General features: G+C 64.2%; 15 protein-coding genes, 1 tRNA gene and 1 pseudogene. 9 read left to right on the top strand and 8 right to left on the bottom strand.

The features are described from left to right. Positions 1-23: 23 nt before the first annotated feature. The 6 genes from M3P36_RS13250 (at position 24) to M3P36_RS13225 (ending at position 6,870) form a co-directional block, all read left to right on the top strand. Positions 24-854 carry a class I SAM-dependent methyltransferase gene (locus M3P36_RS13250; RefSeq protein WP_249704169.1) on the top strand — a complete coding sequence of 277 codons (831 nt, stop codon included), beginning with the start codon at positions 24-26 and terminating at the stop codon, positions 852-854. 45 nt (positions 855-899) lie between these two features. Next, a complete protein-coding gene (aguB, locus tag M3P36_RS13245; RefSeq protein WP_249704168.1) occupies positions 900-1,775 on the top strand; it encodes an N-carbamoylputrescine amidase in 876 nt (291 codons plus the stop codon). 117 nt (positions 1,776-1,892) lie between these two features. Beyond that, a complete protein-coding gene (gene folK, locus M3P36_RS13240) occupies positions 1,893-2,384 on the top strand; it encodes a 2-amino-4-hydroxy-6-hydroxymethyldihydropteridine diphosphokinase (RefSeq protein ID WP_249704167.1) in 492 nt (163 codons plus the stop codon). A 20-nt stretch (positions 2,385-2,404) separates the two neighbouring features. Further along, a tRNA-Lys gene (locus tag M3P36_RS13235) sits at positions 2,405-2,480 on the top strand. 426 nt (positions 2,481-2,906) lie between these two features. Then, positions 2,907-6,239 carry a TonB-dependent receptor domain-containing protein gene (locus tag M3P36_RS13230; RefSeq protein WP_249704166.1) on the top strand — a complete coding sequence of 1,111 codons (3,333 nt, stop codon included), beginning with the start codon at positions 2,907-2,909 and terminating at the stop codon, positions 6,237-6,239. A 112-nt stretch (positions 6,240-6,351) separates the two neighbouring features. Beyond that, a complete protein-coding gene (locus M3P36_RS13225; protein WP_249704165.1) occupies positions 6,352-6,870 on the top strand; it encodes a hypothetical protein in 519 nt (172 codons plus the stop codon). A 99-nt stretch (positions 6,871-6,969) separates the two neighbouring features. Here the strand turns inward: M3P36_RS13225 and M3P36_RS13220 are convergent, their stop codons facing one another. From M3P36_RS13220 to M3P36_RS13200, 5 genes are all read right to left on the bottom strand, one after another. Continuing rightward, the gene (locus tag M3P36_RS13220) at positions 6,970-8,916 is read right to left on the bottom strand and encodes a VOC family protein (RefSeq protein WP_249704164.1); all 1,947 of its coding nucleotides are present in this window, start codon (positions 8,914-8,916) and stop codon (positions 6,970-6,972) included. A 42-nt stretch (positions 8,917-8,958) separates the two neighbouring features. Then, entirely contained in the window at positions 8,959-10,929 is a 1,971-nt protein-coding gene (locus M3P36_RS13215) for an outer membrane protein assembly factor BamB family protein (RefSeq protein ID WP_249704163.1), read from the bottom strand. Between the two features lie 113 nt (positions 10,930-11,042). Next, on the bottom strand, positions 11,043-11,426 hold the full coding sequence (locus M3P36_RS13210; protein ID WP_249704162.1) for a MarR family winged helix-turn-helix transcriptional regulator: 384 nt from the start codon (positions 11,424-11,426) through the stop codon (positions 11,043-11,045). Between the two features lie 150 nt (positions 11,427-11,576). After that, positions 11,577-11,735, bottom strand: a complete 159-nt coding sequence (locus M3P36_RS13205; RefSeq protein ID WP_249704161.1) for a hypothetical protein — start codon at positions 11,733-11,735, stop codon at positions 11,577-11,579. Then, a complete protein-coding gene (locus M3P36_RS13200) occupies positions 11,717-12,130 on the bottom strand; it encodes a sulfatase family protein (RefSeq protein ID WP_249704160.1) in 414 nt (137 codons plus the stop codon). The genes M3P36_RS13205 and M3P36_RS13200 overlap by 19 nt, the downstream gene beginning before the upstream one ends. Before the next feature lie 266 nt (positions 12,131-12,396). On the opposite strand from M3P36_RS13200, the gene M3P36_RS13195 reads away from it, so the two are divergent. Both M3P36_RS13195 and M3P36_RS13190 read left to right on the top strand, forming a co-directional pair. After that, positions 12,397-13,698, top strand: coding sequence for a tetratricopeptide repeat protein (locus M3P36_RS13195; RefSeq protein WP_249704159.1), 1,302 nt, complete (start codon positions 12,397-12,399; stop codon positions 13,696-13,698). A gap of 32 nt (positions 13,699-13,730) precedes the next feature. Continuing rightward, a complete protein-coding gene (locus M3P36_RS13190) occupies positions 13,731-20,150 on the top strand; it encodes a beta strand repeat-containing protein (protein ID WP_249704158.1) in 6,420 nt (2,139 codons plus the stop codon). A 127-nt stretch (positions 20,151-20,277) separates the two neighbouring features. On the opposite strand, the gene M3P36_RS13185 is transcribed toward M3P36_RS13190, so the two are convergent. From M3P36_RS13185 to M3P36_RS13175, 3 genes are read right to left on the bottom strand one after another with little or no spacing between them, the layout of a single operon-like run. Beyond that, positions 20,278-20,862, bottom strand: a complete 585-nt coding sequence (locus tag M3P36_RS13185) for a hypothetical protein (RefSeq protein WP_249704157.1) — start codon at positions 20,860-20,862, stop codon at positions 20,278-20,280. After that, a complete protein-coding gene (locus tag M3P36_RS15285; protein ID WP_249704156.1) occupies positions 20,859-22,247 on the bottom strand; it encodes a sensor histidine kinase in 1,389 nt (462 codons plus the stop codon). Before M3P36_RS15285 ends, M3P36_RS13185 begins: the two co-directional genes overlap by 4 nt. Beyond that, positions 22,237-22,914: a response regulator transcription factor gene (locus M3P36_RS13175; protein ID WP_249704155.1), complete on the bottom strand. Its 678-nt coding sequence runs from the start codon at positions 22,912-22,914 to the stop codon at positions 22,237-22,239. Before M3P36_RS13175 ends, M3P36_RS15285 begins: the two co-directional genes overlap by 11 nt. A gap of 206 nt (positions 22,915-23,120) precedes the next feature. Here M3P36_RS13175 and M3P36_RS13170 point away from each other — a divergent pair. Then, positions 23,121-23,489: pseudogene (locus tag M3P36_RS13170) on the top strand (hypothetical protein); the annotation flags it as partial.

Below are 23,489 nucleotides of genomic sequence, written 5' to 3'. Positions count from 1 at the left end.
AGACCACAACGGAGAGCCCCCCAATGCGCATCCTTGCCGCCCTTGCCGCCACTGCGGCGCTCGCCCTGTCCATGCCCGCTGCGGCCCAGCTCCAGATCCCAACCGAACTGGCCGAAGTGCTGGCAGATAGCCGCCGCGATGCCGACCGGGCGCGCGACCAGTACCGCAATCCGGCCGAAACGCTGGCCTTCTTCGATGTCCGGCCGGGCATGACCGTAGTGGATTTCATGCCGGCGGGTGGCTGGTTCAGCCGTGTGCTGATTCCCTATCTCGGCGCGGAAGGCACCTATATCGGCCTCAACCCGACGATTGCGGATGACGCCACGGGCTTCATGGCCAACATGCGCAACTATGCCGAAACACTGCCCCCCCAGGCGCAGCAGTGGGTCGCGGGACAAGGCGCGCGAGTGATCGGAGCCAATTCCGCCACCGTTCCGGCAGAACTGGCAGGCACGGCCGACCGCTTCCTGATTTTCCGCGAAATGCACAATATCCGCCGTCTTGGCTGGTTGCACGAAACCATGGTCACGGCGCGCATGATGTTGAAGGATGATGGCCTGCTGGGCATCGAACAGCACCGCGCCGCGCCCGGCCAGCCGATGTCCTATGTCCTGGGTGATCGCGGCTACCAGCGAGAGGCCGACGTGATCGGGCTGCTGTCGGCCTATGGCTTCGAACTCGTTGCGCGCAGCGAGATCAACGCCAATCCCAACGATCCGGCCAACTGGGAAGGCGGCGTGTGGTCCTTGCCGCCCAGCTTTGCCGGCGCTCCCGAAGGCAGCGAGGAGCGTGCCCGCCGCGCGGCCATCGGCGAAAGCGACCGGATGACCCTGCTGTTCCGCAAGCGGCCCTGAGAACCCGTGCTTGAGAAGGGTGCCGCCAGTCGCTAACTGGCGCACATGACCAAGCTCTCTGTCGCCGCCCTCCAATTGGCCCTCTCGTCCGATGACGAGGGCGAGAACATCGCCGCCGTTTCCGCCCTGGTGGAACAAGCCGCGAGCGAAGGCGCGCAGGTGATCCTCCCACCAGAGCTGTTTTCCGGCCCCTATTTCTGCCGCGAGGAGAAGGACGAGTTCTTCGCGCTCGCCCGCCCCACGGCCCAGCATCCCTCGGTGATCGCGATGCAGGCGCTGGCGGCAAAGCTGAAGGTCGCCATCCCGACCAGCTTTTTCGAGCGTGACGGCCACCACTATTACAACACCATGGCCATGATCGATGCCGGGGGCGAGATCATGGGCACTTACCGCAAGAGCCACATTCCCGATGGCCCAGGTTACGAGGAAAAGTTCTTTTTCCGCCCGGGCAACGATGGCTTCAAGGTATGGGATCTGCCCACGCCAACCGGCGTCGCGCGCATTGGTATCGGCATCTGCTGGGACCAGTGGTATCCCGAAACAGCCCGCTGCCTGGCGCTGATGGGGGCCGAGGTATTGTTCTATCCCACGGCCATCGGGTCCGAACCCAAGGACCGCGACATGGATACCAGCCGCATGTGGCGCCGCGCCATGGTCGGCCATGCGGTAAGCAATTGCATGCCGGTGGTCGCCGCCAACCGCATCGGCCACGAAGGCAGCCAGGAAAGCGGCAACAGCTTCTACGGCCACAGCTTCATTGCCGACGAGTGGGGCGATCTGGTGGAACAGTTCGGCGCGGACGAGACCGGCACGCTGGTCTCCACGCTCGACCTCGAGGCCGCCCGACGCCACCGCGCCAGCTGGGGCTTCTTCCGCGATCGCCGCCCGCAGCTTTACGGGCGGATCGCGCAGGATATCTGAGCCTTGTTTCCCGCCATGCTGATGCCCCAATCCCCGTTCGTGTCGAGCGAAGTCGAGACACCCCGCACCATGTGTCTCGACTTCGCTCGACACGAACGGATGACGGGATAGGCCGAGGTGTTTCGCTATGTCCTCGCGCTCGGTTCCAACCAGCGCCATCCGGCAATCGGCCAACCGCGCGCCGTGGTGGCGAAAGCGGCACAACTGGTGGACGGGACGCTCGGCCAGGTGCTGGCGGTGTCGCCGGTGATCGAAACCGCGCCTGTCGGGCCGTCGCTCAGGCGCTATGCCAATGCCGCGCTGGTCCTAGATAGCCCGCTTGATCCGGCAGGGCTGCTCCAGGCCTTGCAGCATCTCGAGGCGCAGCTCGGCCGGGTGAAGCGCGGACAGCGCTGGCGAGCCCGCGTGATCGATCTCGACATAGTGTTGTGGTCGGGCGGGACCTTCGCCGGCCCCCGCCTCACTGTGCCGCACCTGCTGTTCCGCCAGCGCGACTTCGTGCTGGGTCCGGCGGCTGCCATCGCACCCGGCTGGCGCGACCCCGTCAGCGGGTTGACCATGGCGCAACTCCATGCACGCTTGACCCGCCGCCGCCCCCTCCTTAGGTGAGCCGCTCCACCCAGCGATGTGGGCCCGTAGCTCAGTAGGTAGAGCAGCTGACTTTTAATCAGCGGGTCACAGGTTCGAATCCTGTCGGGCTCACCATCCCCGCTGCCGGTGCCTCCCACCAACGATGTCCCCTGCCAGCCGGAGCCGCGCGCATTCGGGCGAGATTCGTTTCATTCAATAATGGTGACGCGGCATCGGCAACCGGGCGCAGGCCACCTGTTAGGGTGTCAGAATGTTCGGTCCATGTCGCGAGATCCGATTAATATCATTTAAAAACAGCTGGATAATTGCCATCCATCTTTTTAGATAGAAATCCAATGATTCAAAGCACAAACATTATTTAACGATATCGAAACAAAAACATATCATTTGAGTCCTACGGGGTATCGCGTCGGGAGCTAGCGGCGCCGGATCCGCTTGGCCCGCTGGAGGAGCGGGAGGACCGGTGTGCAGGCCCACAGGGGTTCGCGCCGGACAGGACTGCCGGCCAAGCGCCGGGTGAAAACAAAAGGGGAGGATTCAATGAGGAAATTCGACACAGCGGCCCTGAAGGCCTGCCTGATGCTGGGCGTTGCGGGGATCGTGCCGATCTCCGTGCCTGCCATGGCGCAATCGGCCAGCCAGGGTCAGGAGGAGGCCGAGGCAGAAGATGACGGTGATCTGCCGATCCCGACAGCGTCCGCAATGGATAGGGACAGGATCATCGTGACCGGCTCGCGCATTGCGCGCCCCGAGTACTCGGCGACCAGTCCGATGGTCACGATTGACGCGGATCAGCTTGAAGAGAGTGCGGCCATCAACCTGGAAGCCAACCTCAATCGCCTGCCCCAATTCACACCGGCATTGACCCAGTTCAATGCCCAGGACATCCAGGCCAATGCGAACAACACGGTGGGCATTTCTACCGTTAGCCTGCGCTCGCTCGGATCGAACCGCAACCTCGTGCTCGTCGATGGCCGACGCGGCACGCCGATTAACGGATCGGGCGTGATCGACATCAATTCAATCCCGTCCGCCGCTGTCCGCCGCGTCGAAGTGATTACTGGCGGCGCATCCTCCACCTATGGCGCTGATGCCGTGGGCGGCGTCGTGAATTTCATTCTGCGTGACGATTTCGAAGGCGTCGATCTTGATGCCCAGGGATCGGTCACGGAAGAGGGTGACGGGTTCGAGTACACCGTCTCTGCCCTGATCGGCGCTGCGCTGGCCGATGGCCGGGGCAACGTGCTTATCGGTCTCGAGCACTATGATCGTAGTGAAGTTTTTCGACAGGATCGGAGGTGGTTTAATGATCTGGCCCGCAGTCCGCTGACCAGCGGTACCGATGCTCGCATTACACAAAACTTCATTGACTTTTCCAACAGCCGCAACCTGCCCAGCCAGGCGGCTTACAATTCGGTCTATGGCATTCCCGATGGCCTCGCCAACGTGCCGCGTTCGGGCTCGCTGTATTTCAACGATGACAACTCGCTGTGGCTCAATGGCTATGACGCCCCTTCCGACCGGTTCGTGGTGGTGAACTACAATGACGAACTGGACGGCTTCTTCCGCAAGATTTCGGATGATGGCCGCTTGTATGAAAACTTCACCGACCAGCTCTTGTCGAGCCCGCAGGATCGATGGGCCTTCTTCTCAAAGGGCGAATACGATATAACCGACAGTATCCGGCTGGTCGGCCAGGCATATTACGCCATGACCGAAACGCGCTCCGTCAGCTTCTACAACTCGATGTCTGGCAGCGTTGGTGTCGAAATTCCCTATGACAACGAAATCTACACCGGAAATGCGGATTTCGACATTCCGTCTTCGGTTCTGGCCAACGGGAATACGAATCCCGATTTCCTGTCGGGCGGCCTATATGGACTGGACTGCCCGGCTGTCGGCGGCTGCACCAACAGGCAAGTCTATCCGGTCACACCGGACATGGTGACGCTACTCAACAGCCGCGCCAACCCCAACGCCAGCTATAGGGTCAATGTCATTCCCACCGCGTTCGGCCGCCGGCGGACCGAAAATCGCAACCAAACATTCAATATGCTGCTGGGCCTGGAAGGCGATGTGGGTGGTACGGACTGGACATGGGACATCACCGCCTCGCATGGCGAGACGACTGCCAAAACCGACCAGTATGGATATGTCTCGGTCGAGCGTTGGCGTACGATCATGCAGGCTCCAAATTTTGGCCGCAATTTCGCTGTCACCGCTGACAACGTCTATGGTGCAACTGCGACTTGCACGACCGGCCTCAGCCCCTTGGTAAATCCGGGTGATTACTCGGCCGATTGCCAGCTTGCCACCAGCATCGATCTGCAACTCGAAAACCGCGTTGTGCAGGAATATATTGAGGCCAACCTGCAAGGCGGTCTGTTCGACCTGCCGTACGGCGAGCTGCGCTTTGCCTTGGGCACGCATTACCGAGAGAACTCGATCGACTTCCATGCCGATTCGTCGTCGGTTGAGGGTTCGACCTTCTACGAAACCGCCGCAGGCACGTTCCCGCAGGCGAGCACAAGCGGCAAGACCAATGTGAAGGAGATTTACGGCGAGTTGCTGGTTCCGTTGGTAAATAACTTGCCGTTCGCCGAAGCGCTGAACCTTGAGCTGGGCTACCGCCTGTCAGATTACCAGTCCGTCGGCACAGTCCACACATACAAGATCAACGGTGAATACGCACCGTTCGACTGGCTCCGCTTCCGCGGCGGATACCAAGTTGCGAGCCGCGCGCCGAACCTTGGTGAACTGTTCACGGCCCGGACCCAGACACTGCGCAGTTCGGCCGATGGCGATGCCTGCTCGATCGGCCTGATCACCCAGCCCGTGGGTTATGGCAACTATTCGGCCAATCCGATCGATCCGAGTGACCCCGACGATGTCGGAAACCCCAATGCCGCCCAAGTCCGTGGCTTGTGCGAAGCCACGATGACTGCCGATGCGGTCGAGGCTTACTACAACGATCCGGATCGGGTTTTCCCGCAGGTTGGCTTCAGCGTCCCATCGCTGGAAGTCGGCGCGCGCGAATTGCAGGAGGAAACTGCTATCACTTACACCATCGGCGGCGTGATCCAGTCACCGTCGGACAACCCGTGGCTGCGTCGCCTGAACCTGGCAATTGATTACTACAACGTCACGATCAAGGATGGCATCGACCTCCAGGGGCCGGATTCGGTCTTGCGCCAGTGCTATTCGGCGATCTTCAACCCTAATTACGAGATCAATGATGCCTGTAATCGCATCCGTCGCGACGATCAGAGCGGCAATATCGAACTGATCGAAGTTAACTACGCCAATCTCGGTAGAGTCGAAACTTCTGGCGTTGATGCTAATCTTACTTGGGGTGTCGGCTTCCGGGATGTTGGTGTGCCGGTGCCAGGACGGCTCAACATCAATGTCAACGCGACCTATGTCGTAGACTTCAAGACGACCCCCGACCAGTTCGTGATCCCGATGACCGACTACACAGGATCGACCGGCGGTGGTGACGTAGGTACGCAGTCGAGCCCCTTCGAATATCGCCTGCTCACCCGGGTCAGCTACTCGGTCGGACCTGCCACCATCGGTGTGCAGTGGCAGCACTTTCCGTCGCTGGTCCACTCGACGACGCTAACCAACACCGGAGCGCCGATCATCTCCAACACGCCGTCTTACAACCTGTTCAATCTCAATGGGCGCTTCGTCGTGTCGGACAGCATCAACGTTCGCTTCGGCGTAGACAACTTGTTCAACAAGGCGCCGCCGCTTGCCTCGTTCCGCTTGAACGATGTGCTGGGCGACCGCACTTTGCCGGGTGGTTCGTACAGCTTTTACCACAACACCATCGGGCGTCGCCTTTATGCTGGCGTGAATGTAGGCTTCTAGGTCCTGACTTCGTGGCCCTCGGGCTTGCTTCGAAGGCGGCGGTGGGTTCCAGCTCCCAAATTCTGGCCCACCGCCGTTCTGTTATGATCGCACTCAAGTGAAGGACTCTTGCATGAACAAGCGCCTCATCTTGATAGGGTCCGCAATTATGGCAGGTACGGCGTTAAATGCTGGTCCCGCGCGGTCCCAAGCAGAAGACTACGAACAGATTGTCATAACTATGCGGGCCTGTTCGCAAATCGCCGATCTCGCCGCGCGCGTGAACTGCTATGATAACACCATCCGGCAAGATGGCGTGCCGGATGGACCGGTTGCAGCTCCACGCACGGGGACCGCGCTTCCAGCTGTGGGGGGGCTTGGAGCGGAACAGGTCGAACGAGATCTCGCTCGCGCCCAAGGGGACAGTCGCGAAAATCTCATAGCGCGTGTGACCGGGGTCGAGCGGCTCCAGCCGGGAATCTACTTAATGACACTGGACAGCGGGGCGCAATGGCAGTTCGTCGAAGCCGCCCCTATGACTTACGATCCGCCACAAATTGGATCCAGTATCCGTATCGAGCCAGCCGCACTGGGCAGCTATATGATGCGCTACGATGGTCAGCGCTCACTGCGCGTGCGCCGCGTGCGCTAGGCTGGCTGACCCCCTCCCGGCGGGCCTCCCCTGCCGGCAGCACAATACCCGGATCGACGCAGACGATCCGGGTATTGTCGTTTCCGCAGTGTCAGTCGCTCAGGGATTAGCCGCCGCCGTCGCTGCTGCCTCGGCACGGCTGGCGGTGATATAGTTGCGGATCTGCACGTTGCCTTCGTGGCAGGCATATTCGAAGAACTCGTAATCGTCGTCGCGCACCCAGTCGAGCCGCGCGCCCCAGGGCGCGGTGAACACCACCGGATCGGTATAGAGCGTTTCATAGACGATCGAATCCGGCCCGGTCATGGTGAAGCGTTCCACCAGTTTCGCTTCGGCACTGGTCGGCGTATCGTTGCTGGGCGGCGAGCCCGATGTGACGATGTTGGTGGCAGACGGGCCGGGGCGGAAGTTGGTGGTTGCCACCACGAGCGTATTGGCATCTTCCCAATAGCCGCGGCTCTCGCCCAGCCAGTGGCCGATCTGCGACGGGATGGGCGGGCGGCCATCGGTATAGATCACGCGAGTCTCGTGGATCATCTCCATCTGGATCGCCACAAGGCCCGGCGCCTGGAAAATGCGCAACCCGTTGTTGTACATCATCGGCATCATCGAGGCGGGCACGCCGCGGGTGATGCAGCGGTCCCAGTTGTCGAAATCGGTCCAGTGGTTGAATTCCTGGCCGGCCCGCCAGCTTGACCGCATCAGGGCAGCGCGACGCTGGCCTTCCTCGGTCATGGCGGGCAGGCGGCCATCCTGCGGCACGACAAGCAATGAGGTGCGGCGGCTGCCCACGCCCATTTCCACCCAGTGACCCTGGCCCATCGCATCGCTCTCATCCTCGGCGGCATAGCGGCCGGCAAGCTGCTCGATGCGGGCCTGGCGGATGTCATATTCCTCGTCGGTCAGGAAGTGGCGGTTGCCCTGTTCGGCGGTGCGCTGCAGCGGCAGGCCATTGAGGTGGTCGATCGGCCAGGTGCCGCGAAAGTCGGGATCGCCCCAGGCCGTGGTAGCGGGCACATAGTCATCGGGCACAGGCGGCAGGACCGTTAGCGGATCGGTCGCCGCCGTATCTGCGCCGCCACGCGGCCCGCCAACTTGCGCGAAGTAATTGGTCACGCCGTCGGGATCGGCCAGCCAGACGGTGACAAGGCCGAAGCCCGCGAGCCGGTTCAGCGGCGTCTGCACCCCGATATTGCGGCTGGCGGCGCGGGCATCGGCGAGGGCCGCATCGCTCACCACATACTGGATGCCGGAGCTGCCGTTATCGGCCGGGACGCCTGCTGCTACCTGGTAGAGATAGATCGTGGTTTCGCCATGGCGATAGGGATACTTGGTGACGCCCAGCATGGCATCTCCGACCGGCGGAAGTTCGGTCAGCCCCACGAATTCGCGGTAATAGGCGCGGCTTTCATCAAGGTTGGACACGCCGATGCCCACGCCCACCCCATCGTTGGAATTGTCCTGCGCGCCGGGCCGCACGATGATCTGCACCGGGAAACCGCCCGGATCGACTGCCATCGCGCCTTGCGTGCCATCGCCCAGATCGCGGAACTGGGGCACGGGAAAGCCTGCTTCGGCAAAGCGCGTGCGCACGCTGTCCATGTCGGGATAAGTCAGGGTGAACATCCGCAGGCCGGTGCCGCCGGTCGGGCCGCCTTCCAGCGCATAGGTGCGACCGGCGGGCTGCCCGGCCGACAGCTTGATCTGCCCGCTGCCGACGCCGGTCAGGATCATCTGCTGGGTGTCGGTCAGCTGGATCGGGTTCAATGACCTGAGGCCCAGCGCGTTGATGTAGAAATTGACCATCTGTTCGGTCGCCGCGCGCGGGAAGCGGCGGAACACGTTCATCGACGGCTGGACGAAGATGTCCGCATTGGATGCGCTAAGCTGTTCGGGTGAGAGCGAGCCGGGGGCATAACGCAGGTCGTCCGCCACCTGGATCACCGCACCTTCGGGCGTGGTTGCGGTGGTCTGCGCGCTGGTCTGTACGGCAGCAGCCGAGGCCAGCAGCAGGGCAGCAACAGCGAAGCGGGATTTGCGGAACATGGGAAACTCCATCGAAAGGCTGGCGCGTCAGCTGGGCAAAATTTAGTTGGGCAGGGCGAAAGTGATCAGCGCCTCGCCGTTGAGCGGGCGGTTATTCTCGTCACGCGGTGCACCGGTGGCGGGAGCTCCGGCGGCGACGACCGCGACATATTGCCGCCCGTCGCTGCCCTGGTAGGTGATCGGCACGGTTTGCGCGGCATAGGGCAGGGTGGCGCCCCACAGTTCCGCCCCGCTGGCGGCATCGAAGGCGCGCAGCACGGCATCGTTGGTCGCGCCGATGAACAGCAATCCGCCTGCCGTGGCGATCGGTCCGCCGAAGGTGTTGTTGCTGCCGGTGTCCTGCCTGCCTTCGGGCAGTTGCGGCGTGGTGCCAAGGATCGAGGACCACAGGATCTCGCCGCTGTTGCCATCGACCGCATGGAGCCTGCCCCACGGCGGGCGGATGCACGGCAGGTTGACCCGCTGGCCATCGTCGGTCTGATAGCTGGCGCTGAAGCTGGAATAGGCCCCGGGCCCGGCCAGGCTGCCGCGGTCATAGCGCTGGTTCGAGGCGGCGGTGCCGCGGCCATAGTCGCCTTCGGGATCGCGCTCTTCCACCCAGCCGATCGCCCCGCTTTCGGTGGTGTTGATATAGATAATGCCGCTGCGTGGATCGGCCGCGCTGCCGCCCCAGTTGGACCCGCCGTTGTGCGGCATGTTGATCGAGGCGCGCGGCGGATCGCCCGGCTTGTGCAGGAAGAACGGGGTGAACGGCCCGGCATTGAAGAACCGCCCGCCATAGCTGTCGAGCAGGGCGCGGCAGGCCTGGGCATGTTCGGGCGTGGTGTCTTCGGCTGTCACCACGTCGTCGGTGGTCCACCACATGCGGCTGAGCGGCTTGGGCAGAACGGGGATCGGCTGGGTGGGGCTATACCATTCGCCCGGCACGTCGCCCGGGGCCACCAGCATCTCGTTGATGCCGTGGATCGGTTCGCCCGTCTCGCGATTTAGGATGTACATCAGGCCCGGCTTGCCGGTTTCCGACAGGGCGGGGATGGTGACCCCGTCCACCACGGCATCGAACAACACCGGCGGGGCCGGCAGGTCCCAGTCCCACAGGTCATGGTGGATGGTCTGGAAATGCCACTTGTAGGCACCCGTCTGCATGTCCAGCGCGACGATCGAATTGCCGAACAGGTTGTCGCCCGGCCGGTCGCCGCCATAGTAGTTGGGGCTGGGGCTGCCGAGCGTGATATAGACCGTGTCCGTCGCCGGATCGGCGGTGGTGTACCAGATCCACATGTTGGTGCCCGACCGGCCATCCCAGCCATCGTCGAGCCAGGTTTCATGACCCACTTCGCCGGGCTGCGGAACGCTGTTGAATTCCCACAGCTTGGCACCGGTGCGCGCGTCATAGGCGCGGGTATTGCCGGGCGTGCCGCGCGGCATCTCGCCCACGCTGGCCCCGATCACCATGACATTGCCAAAAATGCTGGGCGGATAGCCATAGGGTGCGCCATCGAACAGGGTTTCGCCATTGGTGCCGAAGCTGGTGTCCACCTGTCCGGTGGCGGGGTCGAGAGCGCGCAGGCCGGTGCCGAACGAATAGAACAGGCGTGGGCCGTTCGCACCTTCTCCGGGCCACCACGATACGGCACGGCGGATCAGCCCGCCGCCTTCCGGGACATGGCGCCACAACTCGCGGCCCGTATGCGCCTGCAGCGCCACCACGCCATTGCCCAGCGGCAGGTACATCACCCCGTCCACCACGATGGGCACGGTTCCGCCCAGCAGCCCGCCGCCGCCATCGGGCCGCAGCACCATGTTCCACGCCTGTTCAAGCTGGCCCACATTGCCGGTGTCGATCTGGTCGAGCGGCGAGAAGCGGGTGCCCCAGTCATCGCGGGCATAGCGCGGCCAGTCGGCTGGTTGCTCCCCCGGCACCTGGGCCGAGGCAGTTCCGCCAGCGGCCCCGGCAAGGGCCCCGACAACTGCAAGGGCAGCACAAGCTGTCAACAATGTGGGCAAGCGCATGGTGTTTTTTCCTCCCGGTAGCGGACAAGCGAATCCAGCCAGTCCTCCGATCGGATATTCGTTAGCATTAGAAGAATTATGAAATCAAACTAATTTCACGATCGATGGCAGGCTTATTCGCTGTCCTGCTGCAGCGCTCCGACCGCGCGATCGACTAGCATTATAAGTTGCCGCATGTCCTCGGAGCCCAGGCTATCGCGGATCGGCGCTTCTATGGTCGCCACGGCTGCCATCATCGCCTCGGTCGTGCGCTGGCCTTTGTCGGTCAGTATTAGGCTGTTGCGGCGCCGGTCCTGCTGCGATCGTTCGCGCGTTACCAGGCCGCGGTTCTCCAGCTCGTCCACCACGCCCACCAATGCCGGACCGGTGATGCCCGCCCAGTCGGCCAGCTGCTTCTGCGAATTGCCGGGATTGGCCGCGATCAGCGACATGATGGTGAGCGATCCTGTCGGCAAACCGAAGGGTTCGCTGACCGCAATCGACCGGGCGTGGAGCATGTTGCGCAGCAGCCGCGCCCGCGGCCCGACAGCGTCGGAAAATAGCCCCCAGTCCAGCGAACCGCCCCCTCAAGTTAACTTTGTCCAACTTTCCGGACAAATTGCACAAATGATTCATTTTTGCAACCATCGTGGACAGGAGGGGCGGGTTCAGTCGGGCTGGTCATAATCATCCGCCAGGTGCTGCGGCCCCCAGCCGAAGCTGGAAGCGGCCGGATCGCTCAGCATGCCCGCGTTCCAGTCGTCGAACGCCTGCTTCAGTGCGGCGAAGACATCGGCCTGGCGGTCCTTCAGGTTGCTGCGCTCCATCGGGTCGGAGATGATGTCGAACAGGTATTCATGGCTGTTGATCTTGAGGTACTTGTAGCGCCCCCGCCGGGCGGCGCGCTGGTCTCCAGCGGTTCTTCTAGGCCCACGGCCAGGCGGTACTGGTAGCGCCCGGTGATCAGCCCTACCCGCGTGGCCGAACAGACCGCGCTGTTGGCATAGCCGTGGGTGAACTTCATCCCCTGCGCCGCCAGGCTGTCAAGCACCGGCGTCCGGTATTCGCGGCGGCCATAGGAGGACAGGTCGGCATAGCCGAGGTCATCGGCCATGATGAACAGGAAGTTGGGCTTGGCGTGCGGCGTATGGGCCAGTCCCGGCATTGCCACCGCGAGCGCAGCCGTTCCCAAAGCGCCGCCGATCGCGCTGCGGCGCGTCATGCCCCCATGGTGTTGGTCATCTGCAAATCTCTCCCCTGATCCGCCGCATGGATGATGCGGTGTCGTGATGCCAACCACGGCCATTGTGCGCGAAGGCCGCGCCGTGCGCAACTGTCGAAGCAATCGAGCTTTCTTTCAGCAATATCCGAAAACTAACGGCACCTGTCACAGCTTCGACATTGCTTGTCAGCGGTCACGTCGCGGGTTTCCCCTTAGGGTTTTGGCCACACGCACGATTGCGTGCCGATGGTCCTTGGGGGAATTCGATGATCCGCAACAACCTGCGCCAACACCTGATGGCGGGCCTGGTGGCCGCACTGGCTGCCACAGCATCGCTGCCTGCCGTGGCCCAGCAACAGTCGCCCGAAATGGCCGAACAGCAGTTCCGCGCCCTTGCGCTGCAGGAAGCGGACCGGGCGCGCGATCCAGATTTCGACTATGCGCTGGCCACGGCCGCGCTCGACAGCGGGCACTATGGCGCGGCGATCATCGCCTTGCAGCGGGTGCTGGCTGTCCAGCCGGGCAATGCCGCAGCCCGCGCCGAACTGGCCCGCGCCTATGCCCTGGCAGGCGATATCGACACTGCCCGCGCGGAATTCGCCACGGTGGTGGACGATCCCAGCCTGCCCGATCCGGTGCGCCAGCGCTTTACCGGCTTCGTACGCCAGTTCGACCGGCAGATCGCCGGCGGCGGCAGCGATGTGTCGGGCTATGTCGATGCGCGCGCAGGGCATGACAGCAACATCAACGCCGCGACCGATCTAACGCAGCTCACCATCCCGCTGTTCTCGTTCCTCGGCCCCGGCCAGCTCGGCCCCGGCGCCCGCGCGCAGGATGACGAGTATTACGAGCTTTCCGCCGGTGTCTCGGGCGTTACCGCCGTCTCGCGGCAGGACCGCCTGTTCGCCTCGGTCCTCGGATCGTGGCGCGACAATTTCGACAGCAGTGCGTTCGATACGGCGAGCCTGACCGGCACCGCCGGGTTCGCCCACAGCTTTGCCAACCGCGACGTGCTGTCGCTGTCGGGCCAGGTCCAGCGCTTCTGGCTGGACGGTAGCGGCTATCGCGACAGCTACGGCGCAGTCATGCAATACACCCGCGTGCTGACCGGCGGCCGCGCGCTGACCCTGTCGGCGCAGGCCAATCGCCTCGATTTCGATGGCCAGCCGCTGCTCGATGCCGATCGCTATGCCGTGGCTGTCGGTTTCGTGACGCGCAATGTCTCGGCCACCGTGACTGCGGGCAAGGAAGAGACCCGGCAGCAGGCTGGCGATGCCTTTTCCAATGCCTTCGCCAATGTTTCGCTCGGCGGCGAATATCCGCTGACCGAGCGGCTTGCGCTGCAGGGCGGCGTGGCTTTCGATCTCAGGCGCTATGATGCAGCCGATGCGCTGTTCCTGGTGGAACGCGCCGACGAGCGGATCGACGCCCAGCTTGGCTTCAAGCTGCTGCTGGCCGGCAACCTCTATTTCCAGCCGCGCGCCACCTACACGCGCAACTGGAGCAACATCGCCCTCTACGATTACGACCGCTTCACCCTGTCCGCAGGTGTGCGGCTCGAATTCTGACCTTCCTCGACGCGACCTCGGGAGCCAACAACATGATCCGCCAATCCACCACTCGCCGCACCAGTGCTGCCCTGCTGCTCTCCGCCTCGGCTCTGGCCATCGCCAGTGTCCCGGTCCAGGCAGCCGACGTGCTGTTCTCGACCACCGGGGTTACCGAGGTCACGCCCGGCCAGCGGATGATGCACGGCACCGGCGTGCTGCAACTGCGGCTGGACAACGGCGCCACACTGTCGTTCGTCGACGGGGCGGAATTCACGCTCAACGCCGATGGCTCGATCGAGCTGCACAAGGGCAGCGTGACCGTGGCGGGCGCGGCGGGCGGCGAGACCGTGGTGCGGATGCCCGAAGGGGTCGAAGGTCGCGTGGGCGGCACCGGCAATGCCGCCAGCTTCACCGTGGGCGAGGCGGGCGAGAGCGACGGCCACACCCTGACCGGCACCAGCACGATCACCCGCGGGCGGACCAGTCGCACCTTCGCCGAAGGGCAGATGTGGGAAAGCTCGGGCCGCAGCGGCATCCGCCGCGCCTTCGCCCGTGCCAGCCAGGACACGCCTTCTGCCGCCCCTGAACCGCAAGTGGCGGTGGCCGACCTTGACGATGGCCCCGTGGCAGCAGCCGAGAATGGCCTGCCGGTTTCGCTGGGCGATGGCCTTGCCGCCGCCGGTGCATCGTCCGATGTCGTGGCGCTGGGCCGCAGGCTGGACGCGGCCAACGGCAATCCGCTGCTCGATACCTATCCGGCGGGCGACCTTGCGCGGCTGGTGGCGCTGGCCGCCGATCTGGAAGGGTTGAATGGCGGCACGCCGTTTCCCGCAGCCCAGGCCGACGTGATCCGCACCTACCTGCGCTACCTCGCCAATGGCGGGTCGGGCGCGCAATTCCTGTCGGCCTATGCAGGTTTCCTGACGCAGTATCTCGACCTGGTGCGGGCAGGCGGCCTGCCGTCGCAGTTCGGCCCGGCATCGGTGGGCGATATCAACGCTTTCCTCGCCTATCAGAGCAGGCTGGGGCGGCTTGCCGAGCTGTCGGCGCAGAACCGCGCGCTGGCCGAAACCTACCTCGCCTTCATCCGCGGTGGCGGCAATGCCAACCAGTTTTCCCGCACCTATACCGATCTGGTCGAAGCCTATTTCGCCTTTGTGCGGGGCGGCGGCGATCCGGCGCAGTTCGCGGGTGCATCGCAGGAAGTGCTTGATGCCTACATCGCCTTCCTGGGCGCAAGCGGGCTGGCGCAGCAGCTTTCGGAAACCGACCAGCAGATCCTTGCCGCCTATCTCGATACCGGGGGCTTTGCCTTCGCCTCGATCTATGCCGAGGCGCTGGGCGAATACTTCGCTTTCCTCCAGCGCGGCGGTCTGCCGAGCGCTTCGACTACTCTGACCCCGGCACAGCTTGAAGCCTATCTCGACCTGGTCGACCGGTCGGGACTGTTCGCGCAACTGCTGGGTGACCAGGCCGCGTTCTATGCCGCCTATCTCGCCCACCTGCGGCAGGGCGGCGCGGCCGATGCCTTCGGGCAGCTCAATGCCAATGTGTTTGCCGGATATGCCGGGCAGCTGAATGCCTATTTCGCCTTCCTGCAGGGCGGAGGCCTGCCCAGCCAGTTCACCGGCGATCCGGCGCTGCTGGCGCAATACCTTGCGGCGCTCGACGATGCCGATGCGCTGGAAGTGTTCCTTGGCGGCAATGCCGGGTTCTTCGCGCAGTATCTCGCCTTCCTGCAGGGCGGCGGGAATATCGACCTGTGGAACGGGCTCAATGCCAACATCTTTGCCGGCTATGCCAGCGCGCTCGATGCCTATTACACTTTCCTCGCGCAGGGCGGCCTGCCGAGCCAGTACACCGAACTGACGCAGGAACAGATCGCCGCCTATGTCGCCGCCTTGCAGGCGCAGGGTGCGACCAGCGCATTTCTTGCCGGGCTGGCCGGGTTCTACACCGACTACCTCGCCTATCTTGCCGGTGGCGGGAACCCCGATGTCTATACCGGGCTGCCGGTCCTCAACCTGCCCGCCTTCGCCGATGCGCTGAACGCCTATGCCGCCTTCCTCGCGGCGGGCGGCCTGCCGAGCGCCTATGACGGGGCGGGGTTGGACCTGCTGGCGATCTATCTCGACGCGATCGGCCGGTCGGGCGACCTGGCCGCGCTGCTGGGCGCCAATGCCGACCTGCTCGATGCCTATTTCGCGTTCTTTGCCACAGGCGGCAATGCCGACCAGTTTGCCGGACTGCCGCTCTATGCCGGCTATGTCAGCGCGCTGCAGGCCTACTTCGCCTTCCTCGATGCGGGCGGCCTTCCGGCCGACTATACCGCGCTGACCCCGGCGCAGGTACAGAGCTACCTTGCCGCGCTGTCGGCAGCGGGCGGGTTCGGCACGCAACTGGGCGGGCTGGCCGATTTCTACACGGCCTATTTCGCCTACCTTTCCACCGGCGGTGCGCCCAACGGCTTCTCCGGACTGCCGGTCTATGCCGACTATGTCAGCGCCTTGAATGCCTACTATGCTTTCCTGGCAGGGGGCGGCTTGCCGGGTGATTACACGGCGCTGACGCCGCAACAGGTGGCTGATTACCTCGCGGCACTGAACGGCGCAGGCGGGTTTGCCGCCTATGGTTCGCTCAACGGCTTCTTCACGCAGTACTTCGCCTTCATCTCGGGCGGCGGCAATCCGGCGGAGTTTTCCGGCCTGCCGGTCTATGCCGACTACGTCAGCGCGCTGAATGCCTACTTCGCCTTCCTGGCGGGAGGCGGCCTGCCGGGGGATTACACGCTGCTGACCGCGCAACAGATCGCCGATTATCTGGCGGCCTTGAACGGTGCAGGCGGGTTGGCCGCATTCGGCTCGCTCAACACCTTCTTCACGCAGTATTTTGCCTTCCTGCAAGGCGGCGGCGATCCTGACGACTTTGGCGGCCTGCCGATCTTTGTCGATTATCTGGCTGCGATAGAGGCGTTCTATGCCTTCCTGGCAGGTGGCGGGCTGCCTTCGGCCTATACCGCGCTAACACCGGAGCAGATCGAAGCCTATCTCGCCGCGCTCGATGCCGCCGGTCTGCTTGCCGCCAGCTTCAGCGGGGATGTGCTCGCGTTCTACACCAGCTTCCTCGCTTTCCTTGCCGGCGGCGGCGTGCCGGACAATTTCGGCGGTCTACCGGGCGGGCTGGATACAACTTTTACAGGTATTTACAGAGCTTTGTTGCAACCGGGGGTAAGCTCCTTTGGACCATTCGCGGCTGCCACTGTAACTGCCGATGGCCAGATCACGACAACGACCAATGGAGGCGTGGTCACCAATCATGCCGCAACCGCAGGCACGCTGCGGGAGCATGGCCGCTTTGGCAATGATGTGGCCTTTACCCGCTATGAAAATCCGGCCCCGAGCGGCCAAGCCACAAATCAGAACACGCATCTGCTGGTTGGCAATCCCGCCACCAATCTGCCAGCTTCCGGCACTGTGGAATATGCGCTGGTTGGCGGCACATTGCCCACCGATGTGTTTGTGGAGCAAGGCACAACCGGCTCATTCTCCGGGCGTATGGCGGTTGTTTTCAAACCCGTTCCTGAAGTGGGCCTTGATTTCGATGTCTATTTTGGTGGACGCGGCTGGAATACGCGCACTGCCGGCGGCGCGGATGATCCTGATGCACAAGGGCTGGTGGTCGGCGCAGATGGCCGCTTCAGTTTCACCTCCGGCACAGAATTGACCACCACAGCGCTGATCGACGGCTCTTGTGCAGTGTCCTGTTCAACCCGCGTGTTCGGCTCCCTTTTTGGAGATGGCGCACCCTATGCGGGCTTTGCCTATCAAATCTCGGCCACCGCGAACGGCACAACCGATGCCAGGTTCTCCAATGTCAGTGGGCTGGCGGTATATGGCCAAAGCGGCACCGCATTGCCCAGCCTTGGCACCCTGCCCGGCGGCGGTGGCGGCGGGGTGCTGACCACCCTGACCAATGAGAGCCTTGCCTTTGCCAATCTGTTTGTCGGCGACGATGCGGTGTCCGGCGGCAGCGTGACCTATGATCCGCAGGGGCGCATTGTTGGCTACCAAAGCCGCGTGCAGGAAGTGTTCGCACTGGGTTCCGCCAGCATTGCCGAAAGCGATAGCAGTGCCGGGATTACCTGGACCCGCTGGGCGTCCGGCACTCCGGCTGGAGACTATTACGGCACCACCAGCTTTGCTCCGCTGGGCGCGAATGGCGGTTGGCACGTTATTGCAGGGGATGCGCTGGCCAATATGCCCGCCAGCGGCACGGTGGCTTATGATCTTGTTGGTTTCACCACCCCCACCCGCACGGGTGAAGGCACGGCGAGCGGATCGGTCAGCGGATCGGCAGTGGTCCTGTTCGGGGCAAACCCGCGTTTTGGCCTCGATATTGATGTCACGAGCGGCAACGATATGCTCAATCTGGCGACTGACGGTGGCGTGATCGATGTCAGCCAGTCGCGGCTGGCGATCAATGCGGCAGGCGTGTTCAATTCCGTCGGGACCAATCCGCAAATCATCACCACCAATCTGGCGGGCAATTTCTGCACCAGCGGCTGCCTTAGCTTCGTACAGGGCTTCCTTTCGGGAGATGGCGCGGCAGGTGCAGGCCTTTCCTATGCCATCCGTCAGGAAGGTTTGAACTCGCAGGGATTCATCAACGGAACCGCGGCCTTCGCCAAGGGCGATGCGATTGATCTGGGCGGTGGAGCTTTGGGCAGCAACATCTATGGCGTGGTGCAGGCCCCTGATACGCTCGACTTCTTCGTCGGAACAGGTGTCGTCGCCAATGATGGCGTGATCACTTCGCTCACCCCCAATGGAAATTCCGCGATCAATCCGCAGGCAGGGGCCACGGAAGGTGAATTCGGGCGCTTTGCCGATACCGTCGCCTTCACCCGCTATTTCGAAAGCGACAGCTTCTATACCAACCGGGTGCGCGATTTCCTTGCTGGGACCCCGGCGACCAATCTGCCAGCCAGCGGTACGGTGAATTACGTTCTGCTTGGCGGGTCTGCTCCGGCAGACAATTTCGGCACCGACAATTCAACCGGCTTTTTGACCAATGGCGCGCTGGCGGTAAGCTTCGGGGCGACATCGCGGGTCGGGCTGGAATTCGATGTCTATGTCGATGATCTGGGCTGGCACGTGCAGACCACGGGTGGCGCGGCCAATCCCGGCAATGGCGGCCTGGTGATTAATTCGCTCAATGCCTTTGGCGGGCAAGTGGTGACCACCAATCTGGCCGGCAACGCCTGCACGCCGACCTGCAATACCGCTATCAACGGGGCGCTCTTCGGGGCAGGTGCCAGCCATGCCGGCTTCACCTATCTGATCAACGAATTCCGCGCTGACCAATCGATTGTGACTGGCACGGCGATCTTCGGCGCTTCCGGAACCGAGGTAGCGAGCATCGGCACCGATCCGCGCTCTGGCGGCGGTGGTGGCGGCGGCGGCGCATACACCTCCGACTTCACCGGCACGCGCGCCGACCAGGTGTTCTACACCTACACCAACGGCACACTGGCGCTCGCCTTCGGGGGCGAGGCAACCTTCGCCAACGGTGGCCTGACCGGCGTATCGGGCGCCGCGGTCGGCAGCGCATCATCGGGCACCACGCAGGTCGTGGAAGCGGGCGATGTCGGCGCGCTTGCCTGGGCGCGCTGGACGAACGGCAGCGTGACCAATGCCAACGTCTTCGGCACCACGCCCACGGTGGTTGGAGCTAACGGCGGCTATCATGTCATGGCGGGCGCGGCCTCCACAAGTCTGCCCGCCAGTGGCAAGATCGATTACAACCTGATTGCCACCACCTCGCCAACCGACACGGTCGGCTCGGCACCGGGCACGCTGACCGGCGGCCTGGCGATCCAGTTCGGCACCACGTCCAAAGTCGGCTTCGAACTGCAGATGGATGTCGGCGGCAAGGGTTACGGCGTTGCCACCAGCGGTGGTTCTGCCAACCCTTCGGCTAGCGCGGTCAACCTTGTGCTTGGCGCCGCAGGGCCGACATTCTCTGCCGCGTTCAACTCGATCAACAGCTCGGTCACGGGAACAGGCGGAGCCTGCGTTGCCAGCTGCCAGGTGAGCGTCAGCGGTGCGCTCTATGGTGCCAATGGCCAGTTCGCCGGCGTGGCCTTGAATGTGGGCGATTTCGGCGGGGGTGTTTCGGCCACCGGCCTGGCCATCTTCGAGGCCGCCGGAACCACGGTCAACAACAACCCCTATGCCTCGGCACCGGGCGGTGGTTTCTCAACCCTGTCAACCGGCACTGCCCCTGCACCGGCCGAATGGGATCGCTGGGCCGTGGCGCCGGGCGACATCTCCACCGGCAACGGCATGGGCCAGGGCGTGGCCATGATGGCTCCGGGCCTGGATCAGCTGGCCGCCAGCGGCATCCAGTTCTCGGCTGAGCAGCTGACCCGGCTGGAGGCGCACATCATCTCGCAAGGGCGGGCCAACTGACCCGCCCTTGATGGAGCACAGGAGCGGCGTGTCTGCCGACGCCCGCCGCATCTGAAAACCGGCCCTTCCTTTGCGGGAAGGGCCGGTTTCTTGTTGTCGGGAAAGAGAAAAGGAAAAGCGCTCGCTCTCAGCGGAAGACGATATAGACGCTGGCAGGCTGGCTGCCGCGGTTCTCCAGTTCGATCGAGAAGCGTTCGGTATAGATCGGCAGCCAGTTGCAGTTGCCGCGCGGGGAGAGGTCCTGCTGGCAGACGGGTTCGGCCCGCGGAGTCCTGATCGCCAGGGCAACTTCGCCGCCGCCGCTTGACTCGGCAGCAATGCGCGCGCGTTCACCGGCCAGGAACACCTGTTCGATGCGCAGGCTCTGCCCCGGTTCCACCCGCGCACGGCGATAGGCCGGGCCGAGCGCACGCCCGCGCCACGGGGTGGCTCCTTGCGCCTGGTGCTCGCTGCGCCAATGGGCCAGCGGGTCTTCCCCCGCGCCCTCTGCCAACCGCACATCCAGCGCGTCGAGCCGTTCGATCAGGGGCGCGCGCAAGGCGGGATCGTCGATTCCATCAGCTGCCGCCAGCAGGGCCACAGCATCGCTCAAGGCGTCACCGGTGGGAGCGGGCAGGGCCACGGGTGTGAGGGCGAGCGGAGCCTGGGCGGGCGCAGCAGATGCGCAGCCCCCCAGCAGCATCACGGCAACAAGCGATCCCATCCGCTTCATTTCGTTTCCCCCGGATTCGGCCCTGCATCCCACAGCGCGTGCGGCTTGATCATGAAATGCGCGCCCACCTTGGAATCGACCAGCGCAATCCGCAAGCCGTGGCGCAGGGCGATGGCGCGGGCGAGCGCCAGTCCCAGGCCGTGGCTGGTCTTGCCCGACGGGGCCTGCCCGGCGCGGAAGCGGTCGAACACCAGCGGGCGCAATGACGGCTCGACCCCCGGCCCGTCGTCCTGCACCGCGATCACCGGACCCTTGGCCACCGACAGCGTAACCTGCCCGCCGCGCGGGACATATTTCAGCGCATTGTCGAGCAGGTTGGAAATGAGCCGCGTCAGTTGCATCGGCTCGCCCATCATGGTCACGCCGGGCTCGATGAAAGTGCGGAAGGTCACGCCTTCCTCCTCTGCACTACCGGAATAGAGTTCGGCCAGATCACTGGCGAGCGAGGACAGGTCGACTTCGGTGAGGCCCGCCAGATCACCAACCCGCGCCTCGCTGCTGGCGATGTCGAGCAGCGAATCGAGCATGGTCACCACCCCGCGGATATCGCGGCGGCACTGTTCGATCACTGCCGGATCGCATTCGGGCGGCAGTTCGCGCATGGCGTTGATCAGCCGCCCGTCGAGGTGGGTCAGCGGGGTGCGGATTTCGTGCGCGATGTGGTCCGACATGTGCCGGTGGGTGCGCGCCAGGTTGGCCGAACGGCCGATGGCGCGAGTGGAATAGGTGGCCAGCTCGCCGATTTCGTCATCGTGCAGGTCGTCCGCTCCGGCCGGTTCGCGCCCTGCCTCGGCATCGCGGAAGGCCGCGCTGATCGCGCCGATCCGCTGGCGCAGGTGGCCTGCGGCCCGGCGGCCGAGCAGCCAGGTGGCCAGCACGATCAGCAGGGCCGTACCACCGAACAGTAGCGCCATCCGGACCAGCGCCGCACGGTCGCGCTCGTATGTGCGGGCCACCAGCAGGTCGAGATCGGGCGACAGCCGCGTGGCGCGGGCGAACACCTCGGTCCCGTCGGCCAGGGTCAGGAAACCCGATTCCGACAAGCCTGCGCCAAGCGTGGGCCATGCCTTGACGTTGCCGCCCAGCGGGGTGCCATCGGGCCGCACCAGCATGTAGCGCGCCTGCCGCCCTTCCAGACTGACCACGCTGGAGCGGTCCTCGAGCCGGGCGAGCAGTTCGCCCTCGCCGCCTGAGGCATAGATATCGACCAGGCCGGCGATGTCGGTATCGACCGTGGCGAGCAGTGATCGTTCCATCGCGCTCCACGATTGCCACCCGGTCACCGCGAACAGCAGCGCCAGCGCGCCCAGCGCGAACAACGTGGCGCGGCGGGTGATGGCCGTGAAGATGGACCGGCTGGCGGGGATGATCGGACTACTCGCCACGGGTCAATCGGTATCCCGTGCCCCAGATCGTCTCCAGCGCAGGCTTGTCGAAGCCTGCCTCCAGCTTGCGGCGCAGGCGGCCAATGTTGACATCGACCACATTGGTCTGCGGATCGAAGTTCATCTTCCACACGTCGCGCAGCAGCATGTCGCGGGTGACGACTTCGCCCGCGTTTTCCATGAAGTAGCGGAACAGCTCGAATTCCTTGGGGGAGAGGGCCACGTGCACATTGCGGCGGAAGGCGGTGCGCGCCTTCACGTGGCATTCGAACTGGCCGTAGATGATGATGGCAGAGTGCGTCCGCCCCTCGGCCCGCCGGACCAGCGCTTTCAGCCGGGCCATCAGTTCCTCAGGCTCATAGGGTTTGGCGAGGTAATCATCCACGCCCGCATCCAGCCCCTCGACCCGGTTGCTCGCCCGTCCCAGTGCCGACAGCATCAGCACCGGCGCATCGACCCCGCTGGCGCGCAAACGCTGGACAATCTCCAGCCCGTCCATGTCGGGCAGCATACGGTCGAGGATGATGGTGTCGAACTGTTCCAGCGCGGCGCGGCGCAGGCCATCGGCCCCGCGCATTTCCCACACCACCTGGCACCCCTGCCGGGCCAGCAGCGCGGTCAGGTCGGCGGCGGCATCGGCATTGTCCTCGACATAGAGCAGCTTCATGCCCGATCCTTTACCGTTCCGTCCCGCGGCACGCCCCCCGGAAAGGCCACCCGCAAGCCTGCGCGCCGATTTGCGCCATTCCGCCATAGCCTGCACCCGGCACGGCTGCTTGCGACACGCGTTGTCCCATCAATGACATATGCTGTTAGATTTGCCACCTCGTCCCCTTGACCGTTAGGTTATCGGCAAAACGGAAGCGCGCAACCATGATGAAGCTCCATAGGCCAGACCCTGCGCCCCGTGGCTATGCCCCGCGCCGCCGCCCGCGCTGGTGGCTGGTGGGGCTAATCGTGGTGGGGCACCTGCTGCTGGGCGCCTTGCTCATAAGGTTGCTGGCGCCCGAATTCACCCAGCGCATGGTCGAGCAGGCGGGCCGGGGCTTTACCGTGATCGTCACCACGCCGCCCCCAACGCCCGAGCCGGAGCCTGAACCCGATGCCGGCGCAGCAGGCGATCCCGGACGCGAGGCAACGGCGCGCGAGGTGTCCGCTCCGCCCAATCCTTTGCCCAGCCCCAGCCCGCTGCCGCGCGCCGCCTCCACCGGCACGCAAGTCACCTCTGGCGCGCGCGAGGAA

The sequence above is a fragment of the Altererythrobacter sp. KTW20L genome, assembly GCF_023501975.1.
GTDB lineage: Bacteria > Pseudomonadota > Alphaproteobacteria > Sphingomonadales > Sphingomonadaceae > Alteraurantiacibacter.
This window is presented reverse-complemented; position numbering and strand designations above follow the sequence as displayed.

What these genes read in the sequence shown, in the direction of transcription:
- M3P36_RS13250 (WP_249704169.1), top strand. Translation starts at nt 24, where the DNA reads ATGCGCATCCTTGCCGCCCTTGCCGCCACTGCGGCGCTCGCCCTGTCC.
- aguB (WP_249704168.1), top strand. Translation starts at nt 900, where the DNA reads ATGACCAAGCTCTCTGTCGCCGCCCTCCAATTGGCCCTCTCGTCCGAT.
- M3P36_RS13230 (WP_249704166.1), top strand. Translation starts at nt 2,907, where the DNA reads ATGAGGAAATTCGACACAGCGGCCCTGAAGGCCTGCCTGATGCTGGGC.
- M3P36_RS13225 (WP_249704165.1), top strand. Translation starts at nt 6,352, where the DNA reads ATGAACAAGCGCCTCATCTTGATAGGGTCCGCAATTATGGCAGGTACG.
- M3P36_RS13220 (WP_249704164.1), bottom strand. Translation starts at nt 8,916, where the DNA reads ATGTTCCGCAAATCCCGCTTCGCTGTTGCTGCCCTGCTGCTGGCCTCG.
- M3P36_RS13215 (WP_249704163.1), bottom strand. Translation starts at nt 10,929, where the DNA reads ATGCGCTTGCCCACATTGTTGACAGCTTGTGCTGCCCTTGCAGTTGTC.
- M3P36_RS13210 (WP_249704162.1), bottom strand. Translation starts at nt 11,426, where the DNA reads ATGCTCCACGCCCGGTCGATTGCGGTCAGCGAACCCTTCGGTTTGCCG.
- M3P36_RS13205 (WP_249704161.1), bottom strand. Translation starts at nt 11,735, where the DNA reads ATGGAGCGCAGCAACCTGAAGGACCGCCAGGCCGATGTCTTCGCCGCA.
- M3P36_RS13200 (WP_249704160.1), bottom strand. Translation starts at nt 12,130, where the DNA reads ATGACGCGCCGCAGCGCGATCGGCGGCGCTTTGGGAACGGCTGCGCTC.
- M3P36_RS13195 (WP_249704159.1), top strand. Translation starts at nt 12,397, where the DNA reads ATGATCCGCAACAACCTGCGCCAACACCTGATGGCGGGCCTGGTGGCC.
- M3P36_RS13190 (WP_249704158.1), top strand. Translation starts at nt 13,731, where the DNA reads ATGATCCGCCAATCCACCACTCGCCGCACCAGTGCTGCCCTGCTGCTC.
- M3P36_RS13185 (WP_249704157.1), bottom strand. Translation starts at nt 20,862, where the DNA reads ATGAAGCGGATGGGATCGCTTGTTGCCGTGATGCTGCTGGGGGGCTGC.
- M3P36_RS13175 (WP_249704155.1), bottom strand. Translation starts at nt 22,914, where the DNA reads ATGAAGCTGCTCTATGTCGAGGACAATGCCGATGCCGCCGCCGACCTG.